Annotated in this window: 20 protein-coding genes, 2 tRNA genes and 1 riboswitch; of the genes, 6 read left to right on the top strand and 16 right to left on the bottom strand. The window is 35.5% G+C overall.

Annotated elements, in window-relative coordinates; genetic code table 11:
• The first annotated feature begins 43 nt into the window (after positions 1 to 43).
• The 6 genes from AC1Q7L_RS09675 to AC1Q7L_RS09650 all read left to right on the top strand — a co-directional run bounded on the left by AC1Q7L_RS09675 (position 44) and on the right by AC1Q7L_RS09650 (position 3,018).
• Positions 44 to 364, top strand: coding sequence for a hypothetical protein (locus tag AC1Q7L_RS09675; protein ID WP_492305247.1), 321 nt, complete (start codon positions 44 to 46; stop codon positions 362 to 364).
• A gap of 76 nt (positions 365 to 440) precedes the next feature.
• Positions 441 to 695, top strand: a complete 255-nt coding sequence (gene rpsT, locus AC1Q7L_RS09670; RefSeq protein ID WP_066752975.1) for a 30S ribosomal protein S20 — start codon at positions 441 to 443, stop codon at positions 693 to 695.
• Between the two features lie 11 nt (positions 696 to 706).
• Positions 707 to 778 (top strand) — tRNA-Glu (locus AC1Q7L_RS09665).
• A 97-nt stretch (positions 779 to 875) separates the two neighbouring features.
• Positions 876 to 947, top strand: a tRNA-Glu gene (locus AC1Q7L_RS09660).
• Positions 948 to 1,079: 132 nt separating this feature from the next.
• Positions 1,080 to 1,736 carry a FadR/GntR family transcriptional regulator gene (locus tag AC1Q7L_RS09655; RefSeq protein WP_492305246.1) on the top strand — a complete coding sequence of 219 codons (657 nt, stop codon included), beginning with the start codon at positions 1,080 to 1,082 and terminating at the stop codon, positions 1,734 to 1,736.
• A 70-nt stretch (positions 1,737 to 1,806) separates the two neighbouring features.
• A complete protein-coding gene (locus tag AC1Q7L_RS09650) occupies positions 1,807 to 3,018 on the top strand; it encodes an MFS transporter (RefSeq protein ID WP_410691369.1) in 1,212 nt (403 codons plus the stop codon).
• A 246-nt stretch (positions 3,019 to 3,264) separates the two neighbouring features.
• On the opposite strand, the gene AC1Q7L_RS09645 is transcribed toward AC1Q7L_RS09650, so the two are convergent.
• The 16 genes from AC1Q7L_RS09645 to AC1Q7L_RS09570 form a co-directional block, all read right to left on the bottom strand.
• Positions 3,265 to 5,544 carry a T9SS type A sorting domain-containing protein gene (locus AC1Q7L_RS09645; RefSeq protein ID WP_492305245.1) on the bottom strand — a complete coding sequence of 760 codons (2,280 nt, stop codon included), beginning with the start codon at positions 5,542 to 5,544 and terminating at the stop codon, positions 3,265 to 3,267.
• A 35-nt stretch (positions 5,545 to 5,579) separates the two neighbouring features.
• Entirely contained in the window at positions 5,580 to 6,788 is a 1,209-nt protein-coding gene (locus AC1Q7L_RS09640; RefSeq protein WP_492305244.1) for a cell surface protein, read from the bottom strand.
• A 12-nt stretch (positions 6,789 to 6,800) separates the two neighbouring features.
• Positions 6,801 to 7,934, bottom strand: a complete 1,134-nt coding sequence (locus AC1Q7L_RS09635; RefSeq protein WP_492305243.1) for a YncE family protein — start codon at positions 7,932 to 7,934, stop codon at positions 6,801 to 6,803.
• Positions 7,931 to 9,952 carry a TonB-dependent receptor gene (locus AC1Q7L_RS09630; RefSeq protein WP_492305242.1) on the bottom strand — a complete coding sequence of 674 codons (2,022 nt, stop codon included), beginning with the start codon at positions 9,950 to 9,952 and terminating at the stop codon, positions 7,931 to 7,933. Before AC1Q7L_RS09630 ends, AC1Q7L_RS09635 begins: the two co-directional genes overlap by 4 nt.
• 109 nt (positions 9,953 to 10,061) lie before the next feature.
• Positions 10,062 to 10,247, bottom strand: a riboswitch (cobalamin riboswitch).
• Positions 10,248 to 10,346: 99 nt separating this feature from the next.
• Positions 10,347 to 11,288 (bottom strand): transporter, encoded by a 942-nt coding sequence (locus AC1Q7L_RS09625; protein WP_492305241.1) that lies wholly within the window; start codon positions 11,286 to 11,288, stop codon positions 10,347 to 10,349.
• Between the two features lie 13 nt (positions 11,289 to 11,301).
• Complete coding sequence (locus AC1Q7L_RS09620; protein WP_492305240.1) at positions 11,302 to 12,348, bottom strand: cytochrome-c peroxidase; 1,047 nt, start codon at positions 12,346 to 12,348, stop codon at positions 11,302 to 11,304.
• On the bottom strand, positions 12,341 to 13,165 hold the full coding sequence (locus tag AC1Q7L_RS09615; RefSeq protein WP_492305239.1) for an MbnP family protein: 825 nt from the start codon (positions 13,163 to 13,165) through the stop codon (positions 12,341 to 12,343). The genes AC1Q7L_RS09620 and AC1Q7L_RS09615 overlap by 8 nt, the downstream gene beginning before the upstream one ends.
• 176 nt (positions 13,166 to 13,341) lie before the next feature.
• Entirely contained in the window at positions 13,342 to 13,716 is a 375-nt protein-coding gene (locus AC1Q7L_RS09610) for a hypothetical protein (RefSeq protein WP_492305238.1), read from the bottom strand.
• Positions 13,717 to 13,719: 3 nt separating this feature from the next.
• Entirely contained in the window at positions 13,720 to 14,394 is a 675-nt protein-coding gene (locus AC1Q7L_RS09605) for a superoxide dismutase (protein WP_492305237.1), read from the bottom strand.
• A 107-nt stretch (positions 14,395 to 14,501) separates the two neighbouring features.
• Positions 14,502 to 15,185, bottom strand: coding sequence for an SCO family protein (locus AC1Q7L_RS09600; RefSeq protein WP_492305236.1), 684 nt, complete (start codon positions 15,183 to 15,185; stop codon positions 14,502 to 14,504).
• Positions 15,172 to 15,447, bottom strand: a complete 276-nt coding sequence (locus AC1Q7L_RS09595; RefSeq protein WP_492305235.1) for a YHS domain-containing protein — start codon at positions 15,445 to 15,447, stop codon at positions 15,172 to 15,174. Before AC1Q7L_RS09595 ends, AC1Q7L_RS09600 begins: the two co-directional genes overlap by 14 nt.
• A 208-nt stretch (positions 15,448 to 15,655) precedes the next feature.
• Complete coding sequence (locus tag AC1Q7L_RS09590) at positions 15,656 to 16,018, bottom strand: hypothetical protein (RefSeq protein WP_492305234.1); 363 nt, start codon at positions 16,016 to 16,018, stop codon at positions 15,656 to 15,658.
• Between the two features lie 229 nt (positions 16,019 to 16,247).
• A complete protein-coding gene (locus tag AC1Q7L_RS09585) occupies positions 16,248 to 18,200 on the bottom strand; it encodes a heavy metal translocating P-type ATPase (RefSeq protein WP_492329383.1) in 1,953 nt (650 codons plus the stop codon).
• Positions 18,201 to 18,245: 45 nt separating this feature from the next.
• Entirely contained in the window at positions 18,246 to 18,665 is a 420-nt protein-coding gene (locus AC1Q7L_RS09580; protein WP_492305233.1) for a Fur family transcriptional regulator, read from the bottom strand.
• A gap of 12 nt (positions 18,666 to 18,677) precedes the next feature.
• Positions 18,678 to 19,901: an efflux RND transporter periplasmic adaptor subunit gene (locus AC1Q7L_RS09575; protein ID WP_492305232.1), complete on the bottom strand. Its 1,224-nt coding sequence runs from the start codon at positions 19,899 to 19,901 to the stop codon at positions 18,678 to 18,680.
• Position 19,902: 1 nt separating this feature from the next.
• On the bottom strand, positions 19,903 to 24,267 hold the full coding sequence (locus AC1Q7L_RS09570) for a CusA/CzcA family heavy metal efflux RND transporter (protein ID WP_492305231.1): 4,365 nt from the start codon (positions 24,265 to 24,267) through the stop codon (positions 19,903 to 19,905).
• Between the last annotated feature and the right edge of the window lie 144 nt (positions 24,268 to 24,411).

Raw genomic sequence — 24,411 nt, 5'->3', positions numbered from 1 at the left:
CGAAGGATGTATTTCCGGAAAGATTTACAAATAATTTTATATCATGCCGGATTTAAAAATACAAGAAGCCAAGTTGCTTTTTAATAAAATCCACTCTAACCCAAAAAGTTACGATTTAAAGATCAATGAAGATGGGATAACAGGCAAGGATGATAAAATAAGTTTCAGACTTTACAAGAGTGGAGAAAGAGGAGCGATGGAAGTTACAATTGACGGACTCACCTTCACCAACAACACCGGAGAATGGAACAACGCAATGATAATGTTGGAAAATATTATCAAGAGAATAGATAAAGAACAAGAAAATTTTAAAATAGAACAAGCAATAGATAAGCTTAAAAAGTACCTTTCAGAAGAAAATTAAAAATTTTCAAAAAAAGTCAAAAATAATTTGGCAGGTATCAAAAAAGTTTTTATTTTTGCACTCACATTTAAACGATATGGCAAATCATAAATCAGCATTAAAAAGAATAAGACAAAACGAAGTTAGAAAAGTTCGTAACAGATACTATCACAAGACTGCAAGAACAGCTTTGAAGGTTTTAAGAAATGAAGAAGACAAAGCTGCTGCTGTAGAGCAATTGCCAAAAGTTATCTCTTTATTGGATAAATTAGCTAAGAAAAATATTATCCACAAAAACAAAGCTGCTAACTTAAAAAGCAAACTAACTAAGCACGTTAATAAACTAGCTTAATCAGTATAGTTGGCCCGTTCGTCTATCGGTTAGGACCTCAGATTTTCATTCTGGTAAGAGGGGTTCGACTCCCCTACGGGCTACAAGACTTAATTACTACTAACCGGGTAATTAAAATAAGAGTTGAAACTTATAAAAACAAAAATACTAACCCTGTAATCTAATTACAGTTTGGTAGATGGCCCGTTCGTCTATCGGTTAGGACCTCAGATTTTCATTCTGGTAAGAGGGGTTCGACTCCCCTACGGGCTACAAAAGAGACTTTATTTTTAAAGTCTCTTTTTTTTGCTTTTATATCTAAAACCTATTCTTTACATAATTTATTCTGCCATAACTATAAAAATGCCTATCTTTGCAATCATCAGATGATAAGACGTATATACTATGCAAATTCAAAGAAAAACATTAGCTCAAGAAGTAGCGGAAAGACTGATCGAGGGAATTCTTAATGAAGAATATCCTGTCGGTGAAAAATTACCCATCGAAACAGAGCTTATGAAAATCTTTGGTGTAGGGCGATCAAGCATTCGTGAGGCGATAAAAATTCTATCGATAAAAGGAGTATTGAGCGTTCAACAGGGTGTGGGAACATTTGTAGTTTCTAAAAACATTCAGGAATCATTGGATATTCAAATGAGTAAAGCAGAGATTGAAGAAGTTCTTGAAGTGCGTTCTCTTCTGGATTCAAAGATTGCAGCAAAGGCAGCCATCAATCATACAGAGAAAGAATTAAAAACAATTAAAGCTTACTTAGATCTTAGAGAGCAATTTGCTGAGGAAAATAAAGCACAGGAATGTTATCTGGCTGATATTAACTTTCATGTCTCAATTGCTGAAGCTTGTGGAAATACACTTTTAAAAGAAATCTATAAAATTGCGAGCAAAAATATTCTTAGAAGCTTCGAAACCAATCATAACAATAATACCCATTCTTTTAAAATTTCACAGAAGATACATACAGAACTTTATAACAGCATTGAAAGTAAAGATCCAGAGAAAGCAGCTCTTATTGCTCAAAAAATTGTTGAAAAATTATATTAGGAATCAAATAAATCATTAAAATCACAACAAAATTCATCAGATGACAAGATGAATTTAAAACAACCACTCTATGGATAACATACAGACTAAAACAATTGACACGAACAAAATTGTTTATCCAATCTTATTTATGATCAGTTTTTCGCATTTTTTAAATGACCTGATCCAATCTACCATCCCATCATTATATCCAATTCTAAAAGGCGAGTTTAGCTTATCATTTTCGCAGATTGGGATAATTACTTTGGTATTTCAACTTACAGCCTCAATTTTACAGCCATTTGTCGGAATTTACACCGATAAAAAGCCAAATCCAAGATCTTTAGCCATCGGAATGGGATTATCAATGGCAGGGCTTTTACTTTTGGCATCGGCTCATCAGTATTATGTCATTCTAATCTCCGTTGCTTTGATCGGAATGGGTTCATCGATATTTCATCCAGAAGCTTCAAGGGTAGCTCAACTCGCTTCGGGCGGACAAAAAGGACTTGCTCAATCTATTTTTCAGGTAGGAGGTAATTCCGGAAGTGCGATCGGTCCGTTGTTGGTTGCGCTTATTGTGCTTCCTTTAGGTCAGGGATATGTTGGATTATTTGCCATCGCCGCTTTTATCGGAATTATTCTTTTATGGAGAATCGGAAACTGGTATGCTGAAAGATTAGCCTTCAAAAAAACAGCAAAACATAAAGACTTGGTTGTTAATATTCAGTTATCAAGAAAAAAAGTAATCTTTTCCGTGAGTATTTTATTGGCTTTGGTGTTTTCAAAATACATTTATCTGGCTTCAATGACGAATTATTTTACCTTCTTCCTGATCGATAAATTTCATATTTCTGTAAAAGATTCTCAATTGTACTTATTTATGTTTCTTGCAGCAGTTGCGGTCGGAACTATTTTAGGCGGAAAATTGGGTGATAAATATGGAAGAAAGAAAATTATCTGGATTTCAATTTTAGGTGCTGCTCCGTTTACGCTTTGTCTTCCTTATCTTTCTTTAGTATGGACAATTGCATTTGCCGTTATCATCGGATTGATCATCGCCTCCGCATTTTCAGCTATTTTAGTATACGCAACGGATCTTATGCCTGATAAAATTGGTTTGGTTGCCGGATTATTTTTCGGGTTCATGTTCGGAATGGGTGGAATTGGTTCTGCCGTTTTAGGTGCAGTAGCCGATGATACAAGTATTGAATATGTATTTAAAATCTGTGCATTTTTACCTTTGATGGGAATCATCACCGCTCTTTTACCGAATATTCAAGGAACGAAAAAGAGTAAATAAATTTTAATAATTAAATCTTTATTATTCATGTAGTTTGTCATTCCGGAGGAATCTCAACAAAGTAATTAACAGAATAATTTTCACAAGCTATGTCTAGATTCCTCCGGAATGACAAAGAAGATGGATATTTTCTCGTTTTTTAATTTAAAAAATAAAAATTTAAGCTAAAAATAAAAAACCCTTTACTGCAATAGTAAAGGGTTTCGTTATCTAATTATTAAAAATAAAATTCTTTCTGAACTGTAATTAGTTCTTAATAAATTTCTGTTGATAAACTGCTTTATCAGTTACTACTTTTAAGATATACATTCCCTTTGTAAGAGAACTTACGTTGATTTGTCCATTATTAATCTGTGCATTGATCATCTTACCTGAAAGATCAAAAATTACAGCATTGGTAATTTTATCCTGAGTTTTAATATTCAAAACATCTGTTGTTGGGTTTGGATAAATAGCGAATTGAAGCTTCTTAACCTCAGCAGTTGCCAAAGTAGAATTAGTAGCATTCACGACAAGTGTCTTCTCAACAACTTTACCATTTGAATTAAAACTTAACACAATATCAGCCGTTCCTGAACCTTGAGGCGTAAGAACCAACTCTTCATTAGCGTTGATCACCGCAGAAACTACCGCTGAATTACTGTTTGATTTGATAGATTTAACAATAGCCGCAGCTAAGTTATCACCATCAGAAATTACAGTTTTCAAATCAATTGTAGATGTTCCGTTCACAGAAACCTGAGACGGGAAAGTATTGCTCAGCACAGGGTTCGTAGTATCAGGGAAAACCGTGATCGCTGGGAACCAATAGTAATCGTTTAAAACTTTTGTGTTGGTTAAAGTTCCTGTATTATTAAATGTATGAATCCAGTTTTTCTGGTAATGAGCACCATAACCGCTTTCTGTAGTATTTAAAATAATCTCGTCTGTAACAGGATTTACACGTAAAGCAGCTCCGTAAGGAATTTGTTTGTAAGTTCCTGTTTGTCCCGGAATTGCTGCAAAATTTTCGTTAAAAGTTTTTGTATTAACATCAAATTTCACGATCTGAGTTCCTGAAGCAAAACTGTTGATAGAATTGATCCAGTATAAAGCATTTTGTTGATTACTTGCCGTAAAGCTTCCCGCATTCCAAGCTCCCCAAGCTCCGATGTATTTTGTTGTCGGGATTGCATATTCTGTTTTCGCAAAAGTCACAGGATTGATATTTACCACTTTTTGATCCTGAACCGTCCAGATACTTCCGTCTTTAGCCTGAACAATAGAATGGAAAGAACCTGCAATGGTAGCCACAACCGTATCTGTATTAGGATTGATAACTAAAATTCCCGCAGCCTGTTTTACTGCAAAAACATATTGTGAAGTACGGATCATGTTTCCGATCTGTCCTGCATATTGGCTTCCTCCTCCGGTTGTAGGAATTAAACTTCCAACCGCTAAATTATCAATATCAAATATATAAATTCCGTTAGAAGCTCCGATATATCCTTTGTGTTCATTCACACCAACAAAAGATCTTCCGTCTCCTCCGCCGATATTATTAAATCCAGCAATTTTCTGCATTGTTGAAGTATTCGCAACAACTAATCTTCCTCCAGGTGTGTATTGAGTATCTCCACCGTCAGCAGCCTGTTTTGAGATGAAGTAAAATTTATCCCCGTAAATTGTTCCGTACTGAGTCGTTGCTCCAAAAGCCTGATTGTTATTAGCATTGCTGTACACACGGTAATTAACGTTTCCATTGTTATCAACAAAATTTACAGAACCATTCGTGTGACCGAACCATTCTTCATTCACGATAAAATATCCGTTGGTGAAGTTAGTTGAAGAAATATATGGTGAAACCGCAGTCATTGTTGAAGAAATAGGGAAATCTGAAAATCCTGCATTAAAATTCCAAACATCCCAAGATCCGTTTACTAAAGCACGGGTTGAAGCTCCAACTCCTGAGTATCCGAAATCTGCATCAGTAGGATCTTTTACCCAATATGACCAATATCCGTTGGTTGTCCATCCTGAAGACCAGTGATCTGCAGCATCTGCAGCGGTATAGTCATCAAAATCGTAAGCTGTCGTGTTTACAATTCCGTCAACAGGGTAATAAGGATAAGTAACGTTTCCGTTTTTGTAAAGAGCGTTTGTGTTTGCACCATTTAGATCAAAACCAAGTCCACCGATTGCCGAACCAAACTGAGTTCCCTGATACAACAAAGTATAAAATCTGTGATCTGCTTTTGCAATCGCTTTCAACATATCTTCACCTGTCGCGTTTCCATCCCATTTGAAACCCCAAACTAAGGCATCAGGATTTTTGCTGTCGTTCCATTGTACCACAAAAGCAGCCTGATTAGAACCTGTTCCAACCCAATATTGAACATCAGCAAACGTTAAAGTAGTATTGTTTGTCTGATTTTGAGTCGAAATATTCTGCTGAATATCATTTCGGGGCACTCCCTGAACTTTTACCTGCGCATTCGTAAAACATGCAAACAGAAAAAGTATCGTTAAAAGATAAAACTTTTTCATTTTTAATTAGTTTAAATATTTTATTGTTAAATTTTTTAATTTAAATGTAAATCGTAAGCTCCGGCAACCTCCGTAGAAACTTCTCCAAGCCAACCTGCTTCCTGATTGGTTCCTGTATACACTTTCACAAAATCTACCCCGGGAAGTTTTACATAATTACCGTTTTGGTCAACTGCCCAGGAAATATCAATATTGGATGCTTCATCATTATTCGGAGCATTATCTGCATATCCGAAATCATAGGACTTCCCTACCCAATAAGCTCCTGTTCCGCTTTGATCGTAAAAATTACCCTGAAGTCTGGTTCCTGTAAAACTGTAAGAGGTATCATTGATCCACAAAGGATAATAACTTTGTGCATGGAAGGTGTTTCTTGTTTTAAATCCTACATTCCCAAGAGTGTCCTGCCATTTAATATACTCAACATCAGTCTGCCAAAATTCAGTTCCGGGAACAGGTGGCTTGTTTTCGTTGGGTTTGAAATAAGTGATGCTATAGTTTTTAGCGGTTGTATTTTTAAAATATTCGCTTCCGGCGATCTCGTACCATTCGTTGTCATCGGGTTTTCCGTTTTTGTTTCTGTCGTAGGCCACCATGATAATTCCAGGTTCACAAGATCCAGAACGGGGCTGATTGGCTTCATTTCCGAAGAAAGCATTTCCAAGAACCTTAAAATCTCTTCCATTCATATTCGGGATCGTATGATCAAAACCAAAAACAACATAACCTCCATAACCTCCAAGCGTAACCATTGTAGAATTACCTCCAACCAAAGATTCTTTGGCTTTTTGGATCATGTCGTTTGCTGTATTTCCTGAGAGATATTCAGGAATTTCGTTGATAAACTGCCCTACAGCCGGACGAAAATCAAATACATTAGAAATATATTTACTGTAAGTTCCCGCTTCGTGATTGACTGAGATTGAGGAAGTATATGTTTTTACCGTTCCATTGTTCTCAACTTTCAATTTTAAAGGATACGTTTTTACAACAGGACTGATAAAATCCAATTCAGAATTTTCAGAAATAATAGAATCATTGATGCTCCATGTTAGTTTTCCATTTAATTTCGGGGTAATGTTTAAAACTTTGAAACGATCAATCGTATAGTTTTCTTTCAACCCTTCAAAAGAAGAATTGTCATTATTTACCTCTTCATCATTATCACTTTTACAACCTATAATTCCAATAAGAAGAAAAGCAAAGAATGTGGTTTTTAAAATTTTAAAAATATTTTTATCCATATTTTGGGTAATTTATTTATATAAAAAAGTGAAATGCGCGGGAATATTTCCGCCTTCGGTTTTCCATTTGAAATGTCCGTTTTTATCAAAACAATACACAAATCCTGTGGAAACATAATTTCTCGCGTCTGTAATGTAAATATCTTCTGTGATTGGGTTTACGGCAATTCCATAAGGTGTTTTTATTAGATCAACATATTCCTGATCGATCACTTTATTCGAAATGATCTGCTCTGTTTTAACATCAATAATTCCGAAAGATTTCTTGTAAGTATGGGTGTTGTAATTGAATTCATTTCCGTAATAATAGAGTTTATCATTAACGATCGTCATTTCACTTATTCCGATATGAAAATCTTTCTTCACCATTCCTGTGACAGGATCAACTAAATACAAACTCGACGAAATTGTATAATAATCACCTCTTGAAGTCACATACAAATCGCCGTAATTATCTTTTTTGATGTGATGAAGATTAATCGCAACATCTATTTTCTTGGTTTCTTTAAATGTTGTAAGATCAACCACAGAAACGGTTCTGTCATAATTGGGATATTTATACCCTCCGGAATTGGCTACAAAAAGTTGATTTCCTATAATTTCCATTTCTTCGGGCTGATATCCAACCGTCACTTCTCTTTGAATGGAAAGGGAAACCGTATCGATCTCCGCGACTTTACCCAAAGGCGCATTAGGATCAAGGGAAACAGGCCCTGCATAGCTTGACGCGTAGGCTTTTCCGTTTTTAAAAGTGATGTATCTGCAGTTTTCTAATTGAATGGTTTTGATACGTTTTGCCGTTTTAGCATCCAGCACTTCAATTTTATTGGAAACATTGATGACTGCGTACATTTTACCGCCATAGATCTGAATATCATTTCCAACATCTCCCAATTCCTTTACGACAGTCGGATTGATCTCTCCATAGATATTCCTGCGGTAAGTTCCTGTTGTATAATCAAAGAAATCTAGTGTGGCTTTATTGGTTCCCATATTTCCTTCATTCAAAAGATAAAAACCTTTGATCGCAGTATTTTCCGGCTGAGCCAGATTTTCCCGCTCTTCAAGAATGATATATTCGTCTGTACGGCATGAAACCAGAAAGACAAATACAAACAACAGCAGAGAAAAGTTTAATTTTTTCATAATGTATAACTTAGAATAAGTTTAAAAAATCTTCCCGGCATCGGGTAACTTAAGACAACTTCGTAGTATTGGTTCAGAGCATTATTTACTTCAAAACTTGCTTTAAACTGATGAGATTTCCAATTGAATTTTTTCTGTATCGATAGATCGTGCGTATACCAAGGCTGTATATGATTAACCGCGATATTGTTTTGATTGATGTCGTAACGCTCTCCTACATAAATGAAACTGTAATTGAAAGCCCAATTTTTATAATCCGCCATTAAAGTAAATGTTCCGCTGTGCCAAGGTGTGTATGGAATCTGATCTCCAAAGAAAGACTCTTCCCTGTCGGAAAAATCTCTTGCACTTTGATAAGTATAGCTTAATAATGGTTTGATTTTTACTTTTCCGACCTGCAATTCTGCCTGAATATTGACATCTGCACCCAAAATTTCAACATAATCAAGATTCTGCATCGTCCATCGGAACATACTTCCATTAGGAGAAGCAATAATTTTATCCTTCACCTGATTGAAGTACCCGTCTACTTTTACATAAAAACCTTTAAAGAAGTTATTATTATCGTAAAATTTTTGATAGGTAAAACCTAGATCGTATTGCTCCGTAAATTCGGGTCTTAAAGAAGAGCTTCCGATTAATGTGTAATACAGATCATTGAAAGTAGGCATCCTGAAAATACGTTTATAGAAACCACGCAAGGTAAAATCTTTAGAATCAAAAGGCTGATAGCTTAAAAATGCGGCCGGCGTCCATTCTGTTTTGTCGGGAGCTTTGGTGTTAAGTTCTACTTCTTCATGAATAAAAGTACCTAAAACACTTCCTAAAAATTTAAACCTGTTCCATTGATAAGTTGTTGCAAAAGCCACAAGCGAAGTATAACGGGTGGGATAAGAAAACTGCCTTAAATCGGCATCCAGCGTATTATACTGAAAATCTACGCTCGCACTCACATCCCAATTTGGCGTAATAGAATACAAATTGGACGATGAAAGATATAACTCCTTCTGGGTATACTGATTCTGAATCTTAATTGAAGAAACCGTATCTACATATTTAGTATAATCGTATGCAAATTTAGCTTTGAACTGTGTTTCAAATTTTGGAAAGATCTTTTTTCTGAAATTAGCCTGAACGAAATAATTTTCATCAACCATTCTTTGTCCTCTCGCATCAAAACGGTTGTTTACAATAGCTCCGGGAATTCCTCGGTTTGATAAATAGCCATAACCTCTTACATTCCAGCTTCCGTTATTTAAAATTCCGTTAACGCTGGTTTCAAAACGCTTTGCTTTAATATCAGAATCAAATCTTTTAAAAATCGTATCATAAGCAACTGCTCCGTCAGGATATTTCCGCGAATATCTATATTTATAAACACCATCACTCTGAATAAATTCTGAACTAAAACTTGCAGAAACTTTATCCGAAATTTTCTGTTCTAAACGAAATGACGGATTAAAAAGATCGATAGAACTGTTTTTTAATCTGACAACGAAGTTTGTTTTCTGATTTCCTTTAAAACTTGGAGTTTTAGGCTGAAGATAAATTGAACCTGACGATCCAAAATCCTTTGCAGGTTGAAAAATTTCACTTTTTTGTCCGTTATACAGTGAAATTTCCTCAATATCATCTAACGAAAAACGGCCAAGATCCACTAATCCGTTTTGTGCATTTCCTAGCTGAATTCCATCATAGAAAACTCCTACATGCTGACTTCCCAAACTTCGGATATTGATGGTTTTCATTCCGCCAATTCCACCGTAATCTTTAATCTGAACTCCGGAAAAATAACGCAATGCATCTGCAACCGACTGACTGTTCAGTCTTTCTAATTGTTCTCCCGAAAGGGTCTGCGCAGGAAGAATCTCTTTAAAATTCTTTTTGTAAATATTAACAGCCTTGATCGATTTCTCTTTTATACTGTCTTTTCTGGTTTGAGAAAAGTATAATTGAGCCATTAGCACAAAAATTGTGATAATAACTTTATGAAGTCCGGAAGTAAATTTTGATACCATTAGCTCTTTGAAAATAATAACGCTAATGGATATAAGAAAGCAGCAATGAAAAGCACAGCGATAACTGCACAGAATCATTGTTGTCCTAAGCTTTATTCCACGAAAGCGTCAAACGTTAAATCTTCTGGCAGGTCTTCTGACTTACTCCATTTTTGAAATCCTTCCCATTAAAAAAACAGTGGATATAATTTTCAAAAACTTTTTTGTGGAGCTTACAGCAGCGGGTCTGTTCCGGATTTACACCGAATTCCCTTTTAAGCGCTTTTTAGGGCTCACCAGATTTCGGCAAAGATAGAAAATTATCGGCAGATACAATATTTTGATTAATCAAATGATTCTCAATTAAATAACAAAAACATCCCGTTAAAATTTTAACGGGATGTAAATAATTATGTTAAATTCCAAAGTTGATAAAAACACTCAATCGGGATTTCGCTTCAATATCTCCTCCTGCCAAATTAGAATAGGCAGGAAGCATCACTTCACTTCCCAAACTAAACTTTTTATAAGAGGCTTCAAAGCCCAATTTTCCGTACAAAGCACTTCCTGCGGTATTGGGCAGATCTTCACGAAATTGTTTATTTCTGTCGTATACTTCTCCCTGCATTCCGGCTTTTCCTGAAAAAATAACTTTTTCATTGGCAATAAGTTGATAGAATCCGGTGGCAGAATAATTCCATTGGTTTCCAAAATCATAATGCTTTTTGTTCTCTGTTTTAATGGTATAATCTGTGTTTAAAAGAACAGCAACTTTATTTTTCTGAAATTTGTAATTCAAAACCATCTGATAATCCCAGCTTCCTGTTCCCAGCTGAAAACTCGGATTAACGCCTGTGATTCCTTTCTCGTCAAACTTTCCTAAGGGAACTTTCACTCCAACTCCTCCGTTTAATTGATGAATATTATCTTTTGAATTGATCAACTGATAGATTCCCATCAAGTTCAAATCTCCAATTCCATTGATCTTAATATCACCCTGCATTGTTTTCTTTTCATGAAAATGAAATGGTAAACTCGCATACACACTTAGCTTTTTAGTTAAAGGAATCTTTCCCCAAAGCTGAATGGTATTGAAGTATTGATCCTGCGTTAAATCCTTTACAAATAAGTTTTCTTTTGCTTTATAATGCTGTGCAAAATATTTAATTCCTATAAATTGTGGATTCAATAAAGACTCAAAACCAGAAGAACCATTTCCTGCAGCACATCCACAGGCATCACAATCATCAAAAACCATTGCATGAAAATCAGTAGGAATATAAAGACTGTCGCCGATTGTTTTAGCCTGAAATAAATTACATAAAATCAAGCTTATGATTAAAATTATTCTTTTCATGTTTACTTTAAATTTATTCAGCAAATTTTGGATTTGAAATGAAGTTCTTATCAGACAATGTTTTTAGAAAGGCAATAATAAACTGCTTCTCCTGATCATTCATTGCAATTCCGATATGACCGTTTTGTTTTAATTGAGGATCAAGATTGGGGTTGTCTTCCACATTATCTGAATAGAAATTAAGTACTGCATTTAAGGTGTAAAATCTCCCGTCATGCATGTAAGGTGCGGTATATTCGATATTTCGTAAACTTGGAACGCGAAATTTCATCCAATCATTTTGATCAAGCGTTACCCGATATCGTCCCGCGTCTTTGAATTGCGTATTGTAATACATTCCTGTATTTCTGAAACTTTCATCTGTAAATAATTCTCCGCTGTGGCATGAGGCACATTTATGCTGAAATAAATTCATCCCCTGCGTTTCTTCTGATGTAAAATTTTCTTTTCCCTGTTTAAATCTGTCATATTTCGAATCTGCCGAGATCATTGTCGCCATAAATTGTGACAATGCTTTCAAAACCCTTTCCCCTGTGATACTTTCATCGCCATAAGCAGACTTAAATAATTTCTTATATTTCGAATCTGCACTTAATTTTGAAATAACCTCAGGCATTGAACTATCCATTTCATCTTCGTTGGTTATTGGAATTATTGGCTGTTCATTTAAATTATGAATGACTCCATCCCACATATATCGTTTTAAAAATGCCATGTTTTGAATCGGCGGAGCATTTCTGATTCCTATTCGATCATCAACGCCATGACTTACAGTATGACCGTGATGGGTAAATGCATTTTCCTGAATATGACAGAAGCCACATGAGATGGTATTATTTCGTGAAAGTCTGCCTTCATAGAATAATTTTCGTCCCAACTCTACCCCATTTTTGGTAATAGGATTTCCAGATTGATCGAAAGTCATTTCAGAAAAATAGGACGGAAATTCAAGATTGTAGGCTTCGTCTTTTTCCAGCGGCTCAATTACCTCATCAGAACATGATACAATACTTAGTAGAAAAGAAAAAAGAACCAATCTCGTTTTTATTATTTTAATCATTGTGAACGTGATCTACTTTAAACATCTTCGTTAAGTTATTGGTTACGCTCACCAAATGCTGACTAGAGCCCATCATCATGTCATTGATAGAAGTCAAAGTAAGTGGCGTTTCTCCGCTCAGATATTGATTAAGATCGGCCAAAATGTGGATGGAAGGCGTAATTGTACTCGTAACTCTTGCCGTAGTCGGAAGATTCAACGTAACTTCTCGGTAAAGATCTGGAGTATTATTGGCTGTGGTATTTCCCATGTTTCCGGTGTGATTCATAAATTCTGTAGTAGGAGAACTTGTTCCATATTTCCCTTCCAGTTTTACGAAAACATAACCGGCTGCCCAAGACCACGACATTCCTTTCTGTTTGGCTTTATTCCAGAATTCTGCCTGCCCGTCTTGTCCCAACAGATAAGCATTTTGACTGATTCCCAATCCGAACTTTATTTTTTTATAATTGTTTTTTGGAATTTCATTTAGGTTGAGATAAATAATTCCGGCTACTGCGTCGGCTTGATCTACGATGAAAGCACCTTTGTCAGGATTATTTTCATTGTATTTAAACTCGTTTCCGTTTTCATCGAATAAACTAATGTTGCTCACCACATACTTTAGATTAGAAAACTGATGCTTTTGTCCTTGTGAAGAGGTTTGAATAGTTTGATTTAAAACAATATCTCCCAGATTATTAAACCCATTTTCAAATTTTATCTGAAGATTTCCCGGTGTTTCATTGATTGAATCGTCTTCGTCATTATTTCGACAAGAGCTTAAAGTGAATAAAGTAGCAATACAGAATAATGATAAAAATTTATAAATTTTCATTGTTGATTTTTTTTTAGTGATATAATATGTTGATACGCCCATCGCGATAGGGATGGAAGCGGTTATCCTTTTTTTAGATTCTGACGTAAGGAAGGATCTAAAAAAAGATATGAGCGGACAGCCCGACCCAAGCGGCTGGAAAAGCCAGGGAAAGGGGATCGCCCAAAAAGTTAAAATTATATACTAAAAACCGGTGGTCTGAAAATAGAGGGTAAAAACAGAAAAGAATAGTCTGCTTTGTACGAAAACTTGAAGTCAAAGAGAGATATTTTCTCAGTGTTTTGAATTTCTGCAATTTCAGGAAGAATGTAAATATCCAATAATTTCTGTCCTGAATTTTTTGTTTTGTTTAAAGGCGAAGAATCGGTATCATTGGTTTTTGCAAGCTCTTTGCTTAGGTAACATTTTCCGTTACAGTGAAGCTCGGGTTTACTTTTGTTGATACATAGAACATTCGCGATATAATCATAATTTACAGCATACTCCACCAATGGCACCAGAGGTCTGAATACCACAAATAAAGTGAGAAATATGCTGCAAATTAAGTTCATGAATTATTTCTTGCTTATTGCATCTTCATATCTTTGGCTTACTGATTTCCAATTAAGCACATTCCAAATCGCGGAAAGATAATCTGCTCTTTTGTTTTGATATTTCAAATAATAAGCATGCTCCCAAACATCAATTCCTAAGATTGGAGTTCCTTTTTCTTCGACAACATCCATTAAAGGATTATCCTGATTTGGCGTTGAAGAAACGAATAATTTTCCGTTTTTATCTACAGAAAGCCAAGCCCATCCAGAACCAAAACGGTCTGCTCCCGCCTTACCCATTTTTTCTTTGAATGCATCCATACTTCCGAAGCTTTCAGTAATTGCTTTCGCTAATTTTGCTGAAGGCTGTGTATTTTTTTCAGGCGTAAGCATTGTCCAGAAAAGCTCATGGTTGTAATGTCCACCCGCATTGTTTCTTACAGCAGGAGTAGATTTCGAAACCTGAGAAAGAATCTGAAATAAGGTTTGTTTTTCCTGTGGAGTTCCCGCAATTGCTTTATTCAAATTAGCCACATACGCTGCTGCATGTTTTGAATAGTGAATCTCCATTGTTTGTGCATCGATAGAACCTTCCAACGCATTGTATGCATACGGTAAAGGCGTCTGCTTAAACTGTGCAAACGCAAACTGCGCCGCAAAAACTGCACTTAGAGCAGCTATTTTCATAATCTTCATAACGTTTTGTTTTATGGTTTATATTTGGCTGGAAGCTGGGAGCTGGAGGCTGGAAGTTATATACTAACTGTTACAACTTCCCTCTTCCTACATCTAACTTCCTACCTTTACTTCAATAATTTCTTAATATCCTCGATCAAAATTTCTCTGTCGGGGTGATATTTACCCGTCAATTTTGGGATCTTTCCTTCTGCATCTTCGTAATTTAAACCGGAATAATATAAAATTGGCATATTATCCTTATTGTATCTGCATCGAATATTACCTTCTTGGTCTACGAGAGCAATCATTCCGCTGTGATTGAGATTTTCGCCTTCATCTTCTTTATCACCTACATAAATATCGAACTGATCTGCAACTTTTCCGATATAATCTCTATTTCCTGTTAAGAAGTGCCAGTTAGGAGATTTCACCCCAATTCTTTTTGCATGCTGTTTCAATAATTCGGGAGTATCATTTTCCGGATCTATACTTATGGAAATAATTCCAAAATCAGGATTATTGATCTCATCTTCGATTGCTCTCATATTGCTGTTCATCACAGGGCAAATTGTCGGACATCTGCTGAAGAAAAACTCTACCAAATATACTTTTCCAAGCATATCTTTATTCGTAATTTTCTTGTTGTTTTGATCGATCAGTTCAAAATTCGGAACCTTCATTACTGTATAAAGGCTCTTTTTAAAATAACTCATTCCTACCCCGATTCCCAAGAAAAGTAAAGCAATAATAGCAAGCGGAATTATTACTTTGCGCTTTGCACTTTTATTGGTCTTATTATTTTTGGACATACTTCTCTGGATTTTTTTTGAACTCGTCCTTACAGTAAGCACTGCAAAAACCGTACGTTTTATTTTTATACACAAATGTATCTTTCATATTTGCTTCTGTTGGCATGTGACAAATTGGGTCTTCAACGTTGGCAAATTTTACTTTTGTTGTATTTGATTTTGAAGAAGCAGAACTCTTTTTATGCTTTACTTTAGGCGTTTCCTGGGCACAAGCCATTAATGAAACAGACAATAATGCTGTTAAAATAATTTTTGATTTCATTTTAAATTAAATTGAAATTAATGTTAGTATTGAATGAAATTGATTGATTTTTTAAACTAAATTTAATATTGAAATTATTTTAAACGCAAAGTTCGCAAGGTTTTTATAAACTTCACACTTACACGTTCGCAAAGGCGTTACACTCAGCAATTGATAGCTAAGTTTATTACAATATTAAATTCAACTAAAAATTCAGTTTAAAAAAAAATTAAGCTAAAGGAGGACGGAATATTCGGGAAGAATATTCTGAAATATGGAAATTATGATAATCCGAATCAGGATTTTTTATTGAAATATCTGATAAGTTTTTATTGGAGAATGAAAATATTTCGTTGGATAAGAAAACATCTAATCCCGCAATTTTAATATTTTGAGAACTGTTCGATTGTTTTTCTGTCTTTGCCAATTCCTTTTCAACATAACATTTTCCTTTACAGGTAGATTGTGGAACGTTTCTGTTTTCACAAAGATTTTTTACGATGTAATCATAGTTTACCGCATAATTCAGCAATGGCAAAACAGGTCGTAATGCAATGGTGAAAATAACGAATATGGAAATGAAAAACTTCAATGATCAATTATGTTCTACAAATATACTACTGAAATTTGTTTTTATGATTGATATATGATGAAAGTCATTTTTCTGGTTGGTGATTGTTTGTTGATGAAAGAATTTGGATTTTATTTCCCCACAGATTACACAGATTTACACAGATGTTTATGCATATTTTTATTTAATTAAACTTAAAGATTATGCGCAAACATCTGTGTAAATCTGTGTAATCCGTGGGAGATAATTTTTAAAACTTCATTTTCTGAATTCTGACCGCATTTAAAATAGCCAATAATGCAACCCCAACATCGGCAAAAACAGCTTCCCACATTGTTGCTAAACCTCCGGCTCCAAGTATCAAAACAACAGCTTTTACTGCAAATGCAAGAATAATATTCTGCCACACAATTTTCTTTGTTTGCTTTCCAATATTAATAGCCATCGGGATTTTACTCGGCATATCGTCCTGAATTACAACGTCGGCAGTTTCAATAGTCGCGTCACTTCCCAATCCACCCATTGCGATTCCGACATCACTTAAAGCAACAACTGGTGCATCATTTACCCCATCGCCCACAAAGGCTACAGTTTGATTTTTCGCTTTAATCTCTTTAACTTTATTCACCTTATCTTCGGGAAGTAAATCTCCAAAAGCATTTTGAATCCCCAATTGATTAGCCACATATTTCACCACTGAAGTTTTGTCTCCACTCAACATGGTGGTTTGTACATTTAAGGCTTTTAATTTATCAATCGTTAATTGAGCATCCGCTTTGATGGAATCGGCGATTGTAAGATAACCTACAAATTGTTTATCATAAGCAATGGCAATCAATGTGTAGACAATATTGTCAGGTTGGATGTCATATTTGATATTGAATTTATCCAATAACTTAAAGTTTCCAACTAATAAATCTTTTCCGTTGATTGTTGCTTTTAAGCCATGACCCGCAATTTCTTCTACATTTTCTAATTGAATAGAATGATCAATTTCTCCCACAAAATCATGAATCGCTGTTGCAACAGGATGAGAACTTTTACTTTCTAAAGCATTGACAAATTTTAGGATTTCATCTTTATTGAATTCAGTTTTAAAATCAACTTCCTGCACTTTAAAAACACCTTCCGTCATGGTTCCGGTTTTATCCATCACCACATTTTGAACATTCGCTAAAACATCTAAAAAGTTACTTCCTTTAAATAAAATTCCGTTTCGGCTGCCTGCTCCAATTCCACCAAAATATCCTAATGGAATGGAGATCACCAAAGCACACGGACAAGAAATCACCAAGAATACCAATGCTCTGTACAACCAATCTCTAAACTGATAATCGGCTACAAAAAAGTAAGGTAACAACGTAATTCCAATCGCCAAAAACACCACAATTGGTGTATACACTTTGGCGAATTTTCTTATAAATAATTCGGTCGGAGCTTTTTGAGCGGTCGCATTTTGAACCATCTCCAAAATTTTGCTCAGTTTACTATCTTTATACGCCGTTGTTACTTTTACCTGGCTCACCGTATTGAGATTGATCATTCCCGCTAATACCGTTTCTCCTTTTATTTTGGTATCCGGTTTACTTTCTCCGGTAAGCGCAGAAGTATTGAATGAGGCTTTTTCAGACAGCAATTCACCGTCTAATCCTAATTTTTCTCCAGATTTTAACTGAATGATTTCTCCAATATTTACCTTTTCTGCTTTTACAGTTTCAGGTTTTCCATCTTTCAAAATCGTAACCTCATCGGGACGCTGATCGAGTAAAGATTTGATATTACTTTTTGCCCTGGTCACCGCCATCGCCTGAAAAACTTCGCCCACAGAATAGAAAAGCATTACAGCAACTCCTTCCGGATATTCTCCTATTGAAAAAGCACCAACGGTTGCAATTCCCATTAAGAAAAACTCTGAAAAAACATCGCCTTTAGTGATGCTTTCGTACGCTTCTTTTAACACAGGAAGTCCTACCGGAATATAAGCAATCAGGTACCAAACTAAGCGAACCCAGCCTGTAAACCAATTGGTTTTAATATAATTATCTAAAGCTATTCCTATTAATAACAAAGAAAAAGAGATGATCGCAGGAAGGAACATCTGAAACGTAGATTGATCTCCTGTATCATGAGAATGGTCGTGGTCGTGACCTTCATGACTATGATTATGCTCTTTTTTTGGTTTTGTACTGCAACATTCTTCCATAACTGAATAATTTTAATCAAAATTAGGTCTAAACTTAATGCAATACTATTGCAAACTTTCCAGACAGTTTTCACAGATTCCTTTGGCGAAAAGCCTGATCTCATCAGTCCTGAAATTCGTCTGAACATTCTCAGGAAAAGAAATATCTTCTTTACAGGTGGTCTGTTTACAAATCTTACAGTAGAAATGAAGATGCCAGTCTTTATGCGTACTTTCATCACATCCATCGTGGCAAATCTTATATTTCGTCGTGGTATTTTCCTGTATGCTGTGAACAATTCCTTTTTCCTCAAAAGTTTTTAATGTTCGGTAAATTGTGGTTCGGTCGGCATTATCAAAATAATTTTCAATTTCTGATAATGACAAAGCAGCTTCCTGAGAACTCAAAAAATCATATACCAAAATCCTCATGCTTGTAGGTTTGGTATTTTTATCTATTAATTTATTTTCAATGTCTTTTTTCATAATATTTGAAAATTAATGTTCGTGTTCTCCAGAGTTTGTGAGTTTAGCATTAATAAAAAATGCTCCTTTTGTTGCGATTTTTGTTCCTTCCGGAATAGATTTCACAGGTGTAATTGCCGTATAACCCATTTCTGAAGTTCCTTTTACCACTTCTATTCTCTCAAAGTTAACAGTTTTTTCATTGTGTTTCTCCTGAGATTTTTCATCTTTATGATCTTCTGCCTTTTTATCACTTACAAGAAAAATATAGTCTTTCCCGTCAGCACTTGTAATGGCTGTGTTGGGAACCGCAGACATTAATTTATTATCTAAACTTATCACCGCGGTGGCATTCATTCCATCAATCAAACCGTTTTTATTTCCTTTTACTTTACAATGAATCGGAATAGTTTTACTTTGATTTTCAAAAGCTGTTCCAATGCTGTACACCTCAGCATCATATTCTTCCACCGGATTATTGGTTAACGTAAAATGAATTTTCTGCCCCACTTTTATTGATGGTAAATCTTTTTCAAAAACCTGTAAATCGAGATGCAAAGAACTGTTATCAACAATTTCTGCAACAGGCGATGAAACATTCATATAACTTCCGATCTGTAATAAAATATTACTGATTGTCCCACTAATTGGTGCTGTAACAGCAAGTCCGGTTCTTAAATTTTGGTTGGAAACATTTCCCGGGCTGATTCCCATCATCTGAATCTGTCTTTGCAAAGAAGCTCTTTTTGTTCTTAAGGTTTTTAACTCTGCATCTGCATTTTGTAGATTTTTTTTCGCTCCGGCATCATTATCGAAAAGTTCTCTCTGTCTTCTGTATTCCTGTTCTGCAAAAGTGATCCTACTTCCTGTTGTTAAATAATCTTCCTGCAATTGAATAAACTCAGGATTAGCAATTGTAGCAATTACCTGTCCTTTTTTTACAAAATCTCCCACCTGAACATTCAATGTCTTAATGACGCCTCCATATAAAGAAGTTGCACTGGCTTTATTATTATTGGGAACACTCAATCCTCCGTTGGCTTTAACGACAGAAGTAAGTTCCTTCATTTCAATTTGTCCTAACGAAATCCCCACCGCATTCATTTGCTCTTGCGTTAGTTCTGCAAACTCCGAACTTTCATGTTCTGAATGTTCTTCGGTTTTTTGTTTTGGTTCTTCTGTCTTTTCAGATTTCCCACAACTCGTTAGAAATAATGACAGAAGAATAAGTATGATGATATTAAATTTGAATTTCATTTTATTTGTTGATTAAAGAATTAATGTTGACAACAGTTTGATTTACCTGCTGAATAGATTGCAAGTATTTCAGTTCAATATTGGTTGCTGTTTGAAGCGCAAACAAATATTCTACATAAGAGATCTCTCCTGTTTTATAGCCTAACTGAGCGGCTTTTACAATACTTTTCGCATTAGGAACCGCCTGATCTGTATAATATTGATACTGTTGAAGATCTTGCTGATATTGACTGAACGAATTCTTTAGTTGAGCATCCAATTGTTGCTGCTGAAACTTCGCGTTCTTTTCTTCCATCTGCTTTTGGTAATCCAACGATTTTATTCTTGCTTTTGTAGCACCGAAAGTCAATGGAATAGCCACCCCAACCGTCACTGCATTGAATCTATTCTCAGATCCATAATATTTTTCCTGTCCATTTAAGGTATGAAAACCTATCAAGGACTGATTGGTATATCCAATACTGAAATCTGGTAATCCCTGTGCCTTTTCAACATTTTTATTCTTTTCCAGCACTTCCATATTCTGCTTAAAGATCTGGATCGACGGATGATTTTCAACCGTTGCACTCTCTAAAAGATATTCAACTTTTAAAGGTTCATATTTTTGAGAATCGGGAATGGAAATATCTTCATCTCTATTTAATAAGGTCTTTAAATTTTTATAAGCATTATTTAGATACACCTTATTCTGCTGAAACAAAAGATTGATCTCTCCTTTCTGTGTTTCCGCGGTGTTGATTTCTATTTTCTTAATATCTCCTGCTTTAAATCTCACTGTTGCAATTCTGATAAAATCGCCATACAAACTATCGAGGTATTGCAGTTTTGATTGATTATACTGCAAATATTCAATCTGATAAAAATAGGTTCTAACCTGTTTTATCAATTCATTTTCGGTAACCTGTTTTTCAATCTTTTTGGTTTTAATTTCTTCCTGAATCAATTCCTTTCTGGCTTTAAACAAAGTTGGAAAAGGAATTGTTTGAGAAATAGAAAAAGACTGGTCAAATTTTGGGCTGTTGTATTGTCCGAGTTGCGCACTGAAATCCAATTTAGGAATTTCTTTTGCGGTTGGCTTCAATGCCTCAGAAGACTGAACACTTAAATCCTTGGCTTTTATGGACGGGTTATTTTCCTGTAACAATTCTATCGCCTGATTCAAAGAAATTTCTCTTGAATTTTGCGCTTTCAAATTTTGACCTAACAATAAAGTCCCTATTAAAATGATTACTGTTAAAGGCTTTTTCAGCAATTTATCTTTAAGATTAATTTTAGAATTAAAAATAATATACAACATCGGCAACACAAACAAAGTAAGGAAAGTTGCGGAGAGCAATCCTCCGATAACAACCGTGGCCAATGGTTTCTGAACTTCTGCCCCCGCGCTTGTACTTATTGCCATCGGTAAAAACCCGAAAGAAGCTACCGTTGCTGTCATTAAAACGGGTCTTAATCTGGTTTTTGTTCCTTCAATTACTCTTTTAAATACATCGGTAACCCCATCTTTTTCTAATTGATTGAATGTTCCGATCAACACAATTCCGTTAAGAACTGCCACTCCGAACAATGCGATAAAACCAATTCCTGCACTGATACTGAAAGGCATTCCTCTTAACAAAAGAGCAAAAATACCACCGATCGCACTCATCGGAATCGCCGTAAATATCAAAGTTGCCTGTTTGAAAGAGTGAAATGTAAAATACAGCAACATAAAGATTAGTAGAAGCGATACCGGAACGGCAATCATAAGTCGCTGACTTGCTTCTTTTAAGTTTTCAAACTGGCCACCGTACGTAAAATAATATCCTGATGGAAGTTCTACCTCTTTTGTGAGTTTTGCCTGAATATCTTTCACTACACTTTCCACATCTCTTCCTTTCACATTAAAGCCAATGACAATTCTACGTTTTCCAGCTTCACGGCTAATTTGTGCTGGTCCCAATTTATATTCAATATTCGCCACCTGAGATAATGGAACCTGAGTTCCGGTATTGGTTGGAACCATTAAATTACTCACATCATCAATATCCGTTCGATACAGGCTGTCTAATCTTACCACCAAATCAAAACGTCTTTCATTTTCAAAAATCTGCCCGGCTGTTTTACCTGCAAATGCTGTACTTAAAACATTGTTAACATCTTCAACATTCAATCCATAATTGGCAATTCTCGTTCTGTCGTACGTTACATTAATCTGCGGAAGTCCGCCCACCCTTTCCACCTGCGGAGAAGTTGCTCCCTCAACATTTTGAATGACTTTGCTCACTTTATCGGCATAAATGGAAAGTGTATCCATATTTTCACCGAAGATCTTTACCGCAACATCTTGTCGGATTCCTGTCATTAATTCATTAAAACGCATTTGAATCGGCTGATTCGCTTCAAAGAAAACTCCGGGAATTACTTCCAGTTTTTCTGTAATTTCATCTGATAATTCAGTGTATGATTTTTTGGATTTCCATTCTTTTTGAGGTTTCAATACAATGATTAAATCGGTAGCCTCCGGCGGCATCGGATCTGTAGGAACCTCAGCAGAACCTGTTTTTCCAACGACCATTTTCACCTCATCAAATTCTTTAATAATTCGGGAAGCTTGCATGGAAGTTTCGATACTTTGGCTTAATGAACTTCCCTGTGGTAAAATACAATGAAAGGCAAAATCTCCTTCCTGCAACTGTGGAATAAACTCCCCACCCATTCTGCTAAAAATCAATGCTGAGATTGAGAATAAAACAACGGTAAGTCCAACAATTACATATTTAATTTTAATAGCTTTCTGTAATAAAGGTTGATATATTTTTTGCAACCAATTCATCATTTTATCCGAAAAATTTTCTTTGTGAGATGTTTTCTTTGAAAGGAAAAGTGCGCACATCATCGGAATGTAAGTCAGTGAAAGAATCAATGCTCCCAAAATTGCAAAACCTACTGTTTGAGCCATTGGTGAGAACATTTTACCTTCAATTCCTACCAACGTAAGAATCGGAATGTATACAATCAGGATGATGATTTCTCCAAAAGCAGCACTTCCACGAATTTTTGAGGCCGATAGAAAAACTTCTTCATCCATTTCGCTTTGCGTTAATCTCTGAACCGATTTTCTTAATCCTAAATGATGCAAAGTAGCTTCAACAATAATTACAGCACCGTCTACAATCAATCCAAAATCGATCGCTCCCAAACTCATTAAATTGGCACTTACTCCAAAAACATTCATCATTCCCAAAGCAAATAATAAAGACAAAGGAATTGCCGAAGCCACAATTAATCCTGCTCTGAAATTTCCCAGAAATACAACTAAAACAAAAATGACGATCAGTGCTCCTTCAATCAAATTCTTTTCAACTGTGCTGATCGCTCGATCTACCAAATCTGTTCTGTCTAAAAATGGCTCGATCACAATATCTGCCGGCAACGATTTCTGAATGGTCGGAATTTTTTCTTTAATTCTGTTGACAACATCATTGCTATTCGCACCTTTCAACATCATAACTACTCCACCAACCGCATCGGTTTGTCCGTTATACGTCATCGCTCCGTAACGCGTTGCATGCCCAAAACGAACATCTGCGACATCTTTAATAAAAACAGGAATATTCCCTGTATTTTTTACCGCAATATTTTTAACATCCTCAATAGAAGTTGCTAACCCAATTCCACGGATGAAATAGGCGTTCGGCTTTTTATCAATATAAGCTCCGCCCGTATTCTGATTATTTTTTTCAAGGGCTGTGAAAATATCGGCAACGCTTACGCCCATTGCTTTTAGGCGATTGGGATTTACGGCAACTTCATATTGTTTCAGCTCGCCTCCAAAACTATTGACCTCAGCAACGCCTTCGGTTCCATACAATTGTCGGGAAACAATCCAATCCTGCATGGTACGGAGATCTTTAGCATTATATTTTTTCTCACTTCCTTTTTTAGGATGTAAAATATATTGATAGACTTCTCCTAAACCGGTGCTCACAGGTGCTAATTCGGGAATTCCAATTCCTTTAGGGATATTTTCTTCCGCCTGTTTCAATCTTTCATTGATTAATTGACGGGCAAAATAAATGTCTACTTTATCTTTAAATACAACCGTAATCACCGATAATCCGAATCTTGAAATACTTCGGGTTTCTTCTATATCCGGAACCGTCGCAATACTTTGCTCAATGGGGAAAGTGACTAATTGTTCTATTTCCTGTCCTGCTAACGTGGGACAAACAGTAATAATCTGTACCTGATTATTGGTAATATCGGGCACGGCATCAATGGGTAATCTGGTGGCACTCCACCCTCCCCAAATGATCAAAAGCAATGTCATTATACCTATAATAATCTTGTTTTGGATACTAAATTTTATGATTTTATCTAACACAAATTGAGATTTAATTTGTGATTGTCTGTTTTTTAATGCTGCTTAATTTTTTAACGCAAAGAGCGCTAAGTTTCTTTGACAAACTAACTGTTTTTAAGTTCACAAAGGCATTTCACTCAGCAAAGTTCTCAGAGAGACAATCGA

The organism is Chryseobacterium sp. GW823-FHT05E08, from assembly GCF_058795655.1.
This window is presented reverse-complemented; position numbering and strand designations above follow the sequence as displayed.

Coding starts and splice junctions, on each gene's coding strand:
- AC1Q7L_RS09645 (WP_492305245.1), bottom strand. CDS start 5,544: ATGAAAAAGTTTTATCTTTTAACGATACTTTTTCTGTTTGCATGTTTT.
- AC1Q7L_RS09650 (WP_410691369.1), top strand. CDS start 1,807: ATGGATAACATACAGACTAAAACAATTGACACGAACAAAATTGTTTAT.
- AC1Q7L_RS09605 (WP_492305237.1), bottom strand. CDS start 14,394: ATGAAGATTATGAAAATAGCTGCTCTAAGTGCAGTTTTTGCGGCGCAG.
- AC1Q7L_RS09595 (WP_492305235.1), bottom strand. CDS start 15,447: ATGAAATCAAAAATTATTTTAACAGCATTATTGTCTGTTTCATTAATG.
- AC1Q7L_RS09575 (WP_492305232.1), bottom strand. CDS start 19,901: ATGAAATTCAAATTTAATATCATCATACTTATTCTTCTGTCATTATTT.
- AC1Q7L_RS09675 (WP_492305247.1), top strand. CDS start 44: ATGCCGGATTTAAAAATACAAGAAGCCAAGTTGCTTTTTAATAAAATC.
- AC1Q7L_RS09630 (WP_492305242.1), bottom strand. CDS start 9,952: ATGGTATCAAAATTTACTTCCGGACTTCATAAAGTTATTATCACAATT.
- AC1Q7L_RS09620 (WP_492305240.1), bottom strand. CDS start 12,348: ATGATTAAAATAATAAAAACGAGATTGGTTCTTTTTTCTTTTCTACTA.
- AC1Q7L_RS09655 (WP_492305246.1), top strand. CDS start 1,080: ATGCAAATTCAAAGAAAAACATTAGCTCAAGAAGTAGCGGAAAGACTG.
- AC1Q7L_RS09585 (WP_492329383.1), bottom strand. CDS start 18,200: ATGGAAGAATGTTGCAGTACAAAACCAAAAAAAGAGCATAATCATAGT.
- AC1Q7L_RS09600 (WP_492305236.1), bottom strand. CDS start 15,185: ATGTCCAAAAATAATAAGACCAATAAAAGTGCAAAGCGCAAAGTAATA.
- AC1Q7L_RS09625 (WP_492305241.1), bottom strand. CDS start 11,288: ATGAAAAGAATAATTTTAATCATAAGCTTGATTTTATGTAATTTATTT.
- AC1Q7L_RS09635 (WP_492305243.1), bottom strand. CDS start 7,934: ATGAAAAAATTAAACTTTTCTCTGCTGTTGTTTGTATTTGTCTTTCTG.
- AC1Q7L_RS09615 (WP_492305239.1), bottom strand. CDS start 13,165: ATGAAAATTTATAAATTTTTATCATTATTCTGTATTGCTACTTTATTC.
- AC1Q7L_RS09640 (WP_492305244.1), bottom strand. CDS start 6,788: ATGGATAAAAATATTTTTAAAATTTTAAAAACCACATTCTTTGCTTTT.
- rpsT (WP_066752975.1), top strand. CDS start 441: ATGGCAAATCATAAATCAGCATTAAAAAGAATAAGACAAAACGAAGTT.
- AC1Q7L_RS09580 (WP_492305233.1), bottom strand. CDS start 18,665: ATGAAAAAAGACATTGAAAATAAATTAATAGATAAAAATACCAAACCT.
- AC1Q7L_RS09610 (WP_492305238.1), bottom strand. CDS start 13,716: ATGAACTTAATTTGCAGCATATTTCTCACTTTATTTGTGGTATTCAGA.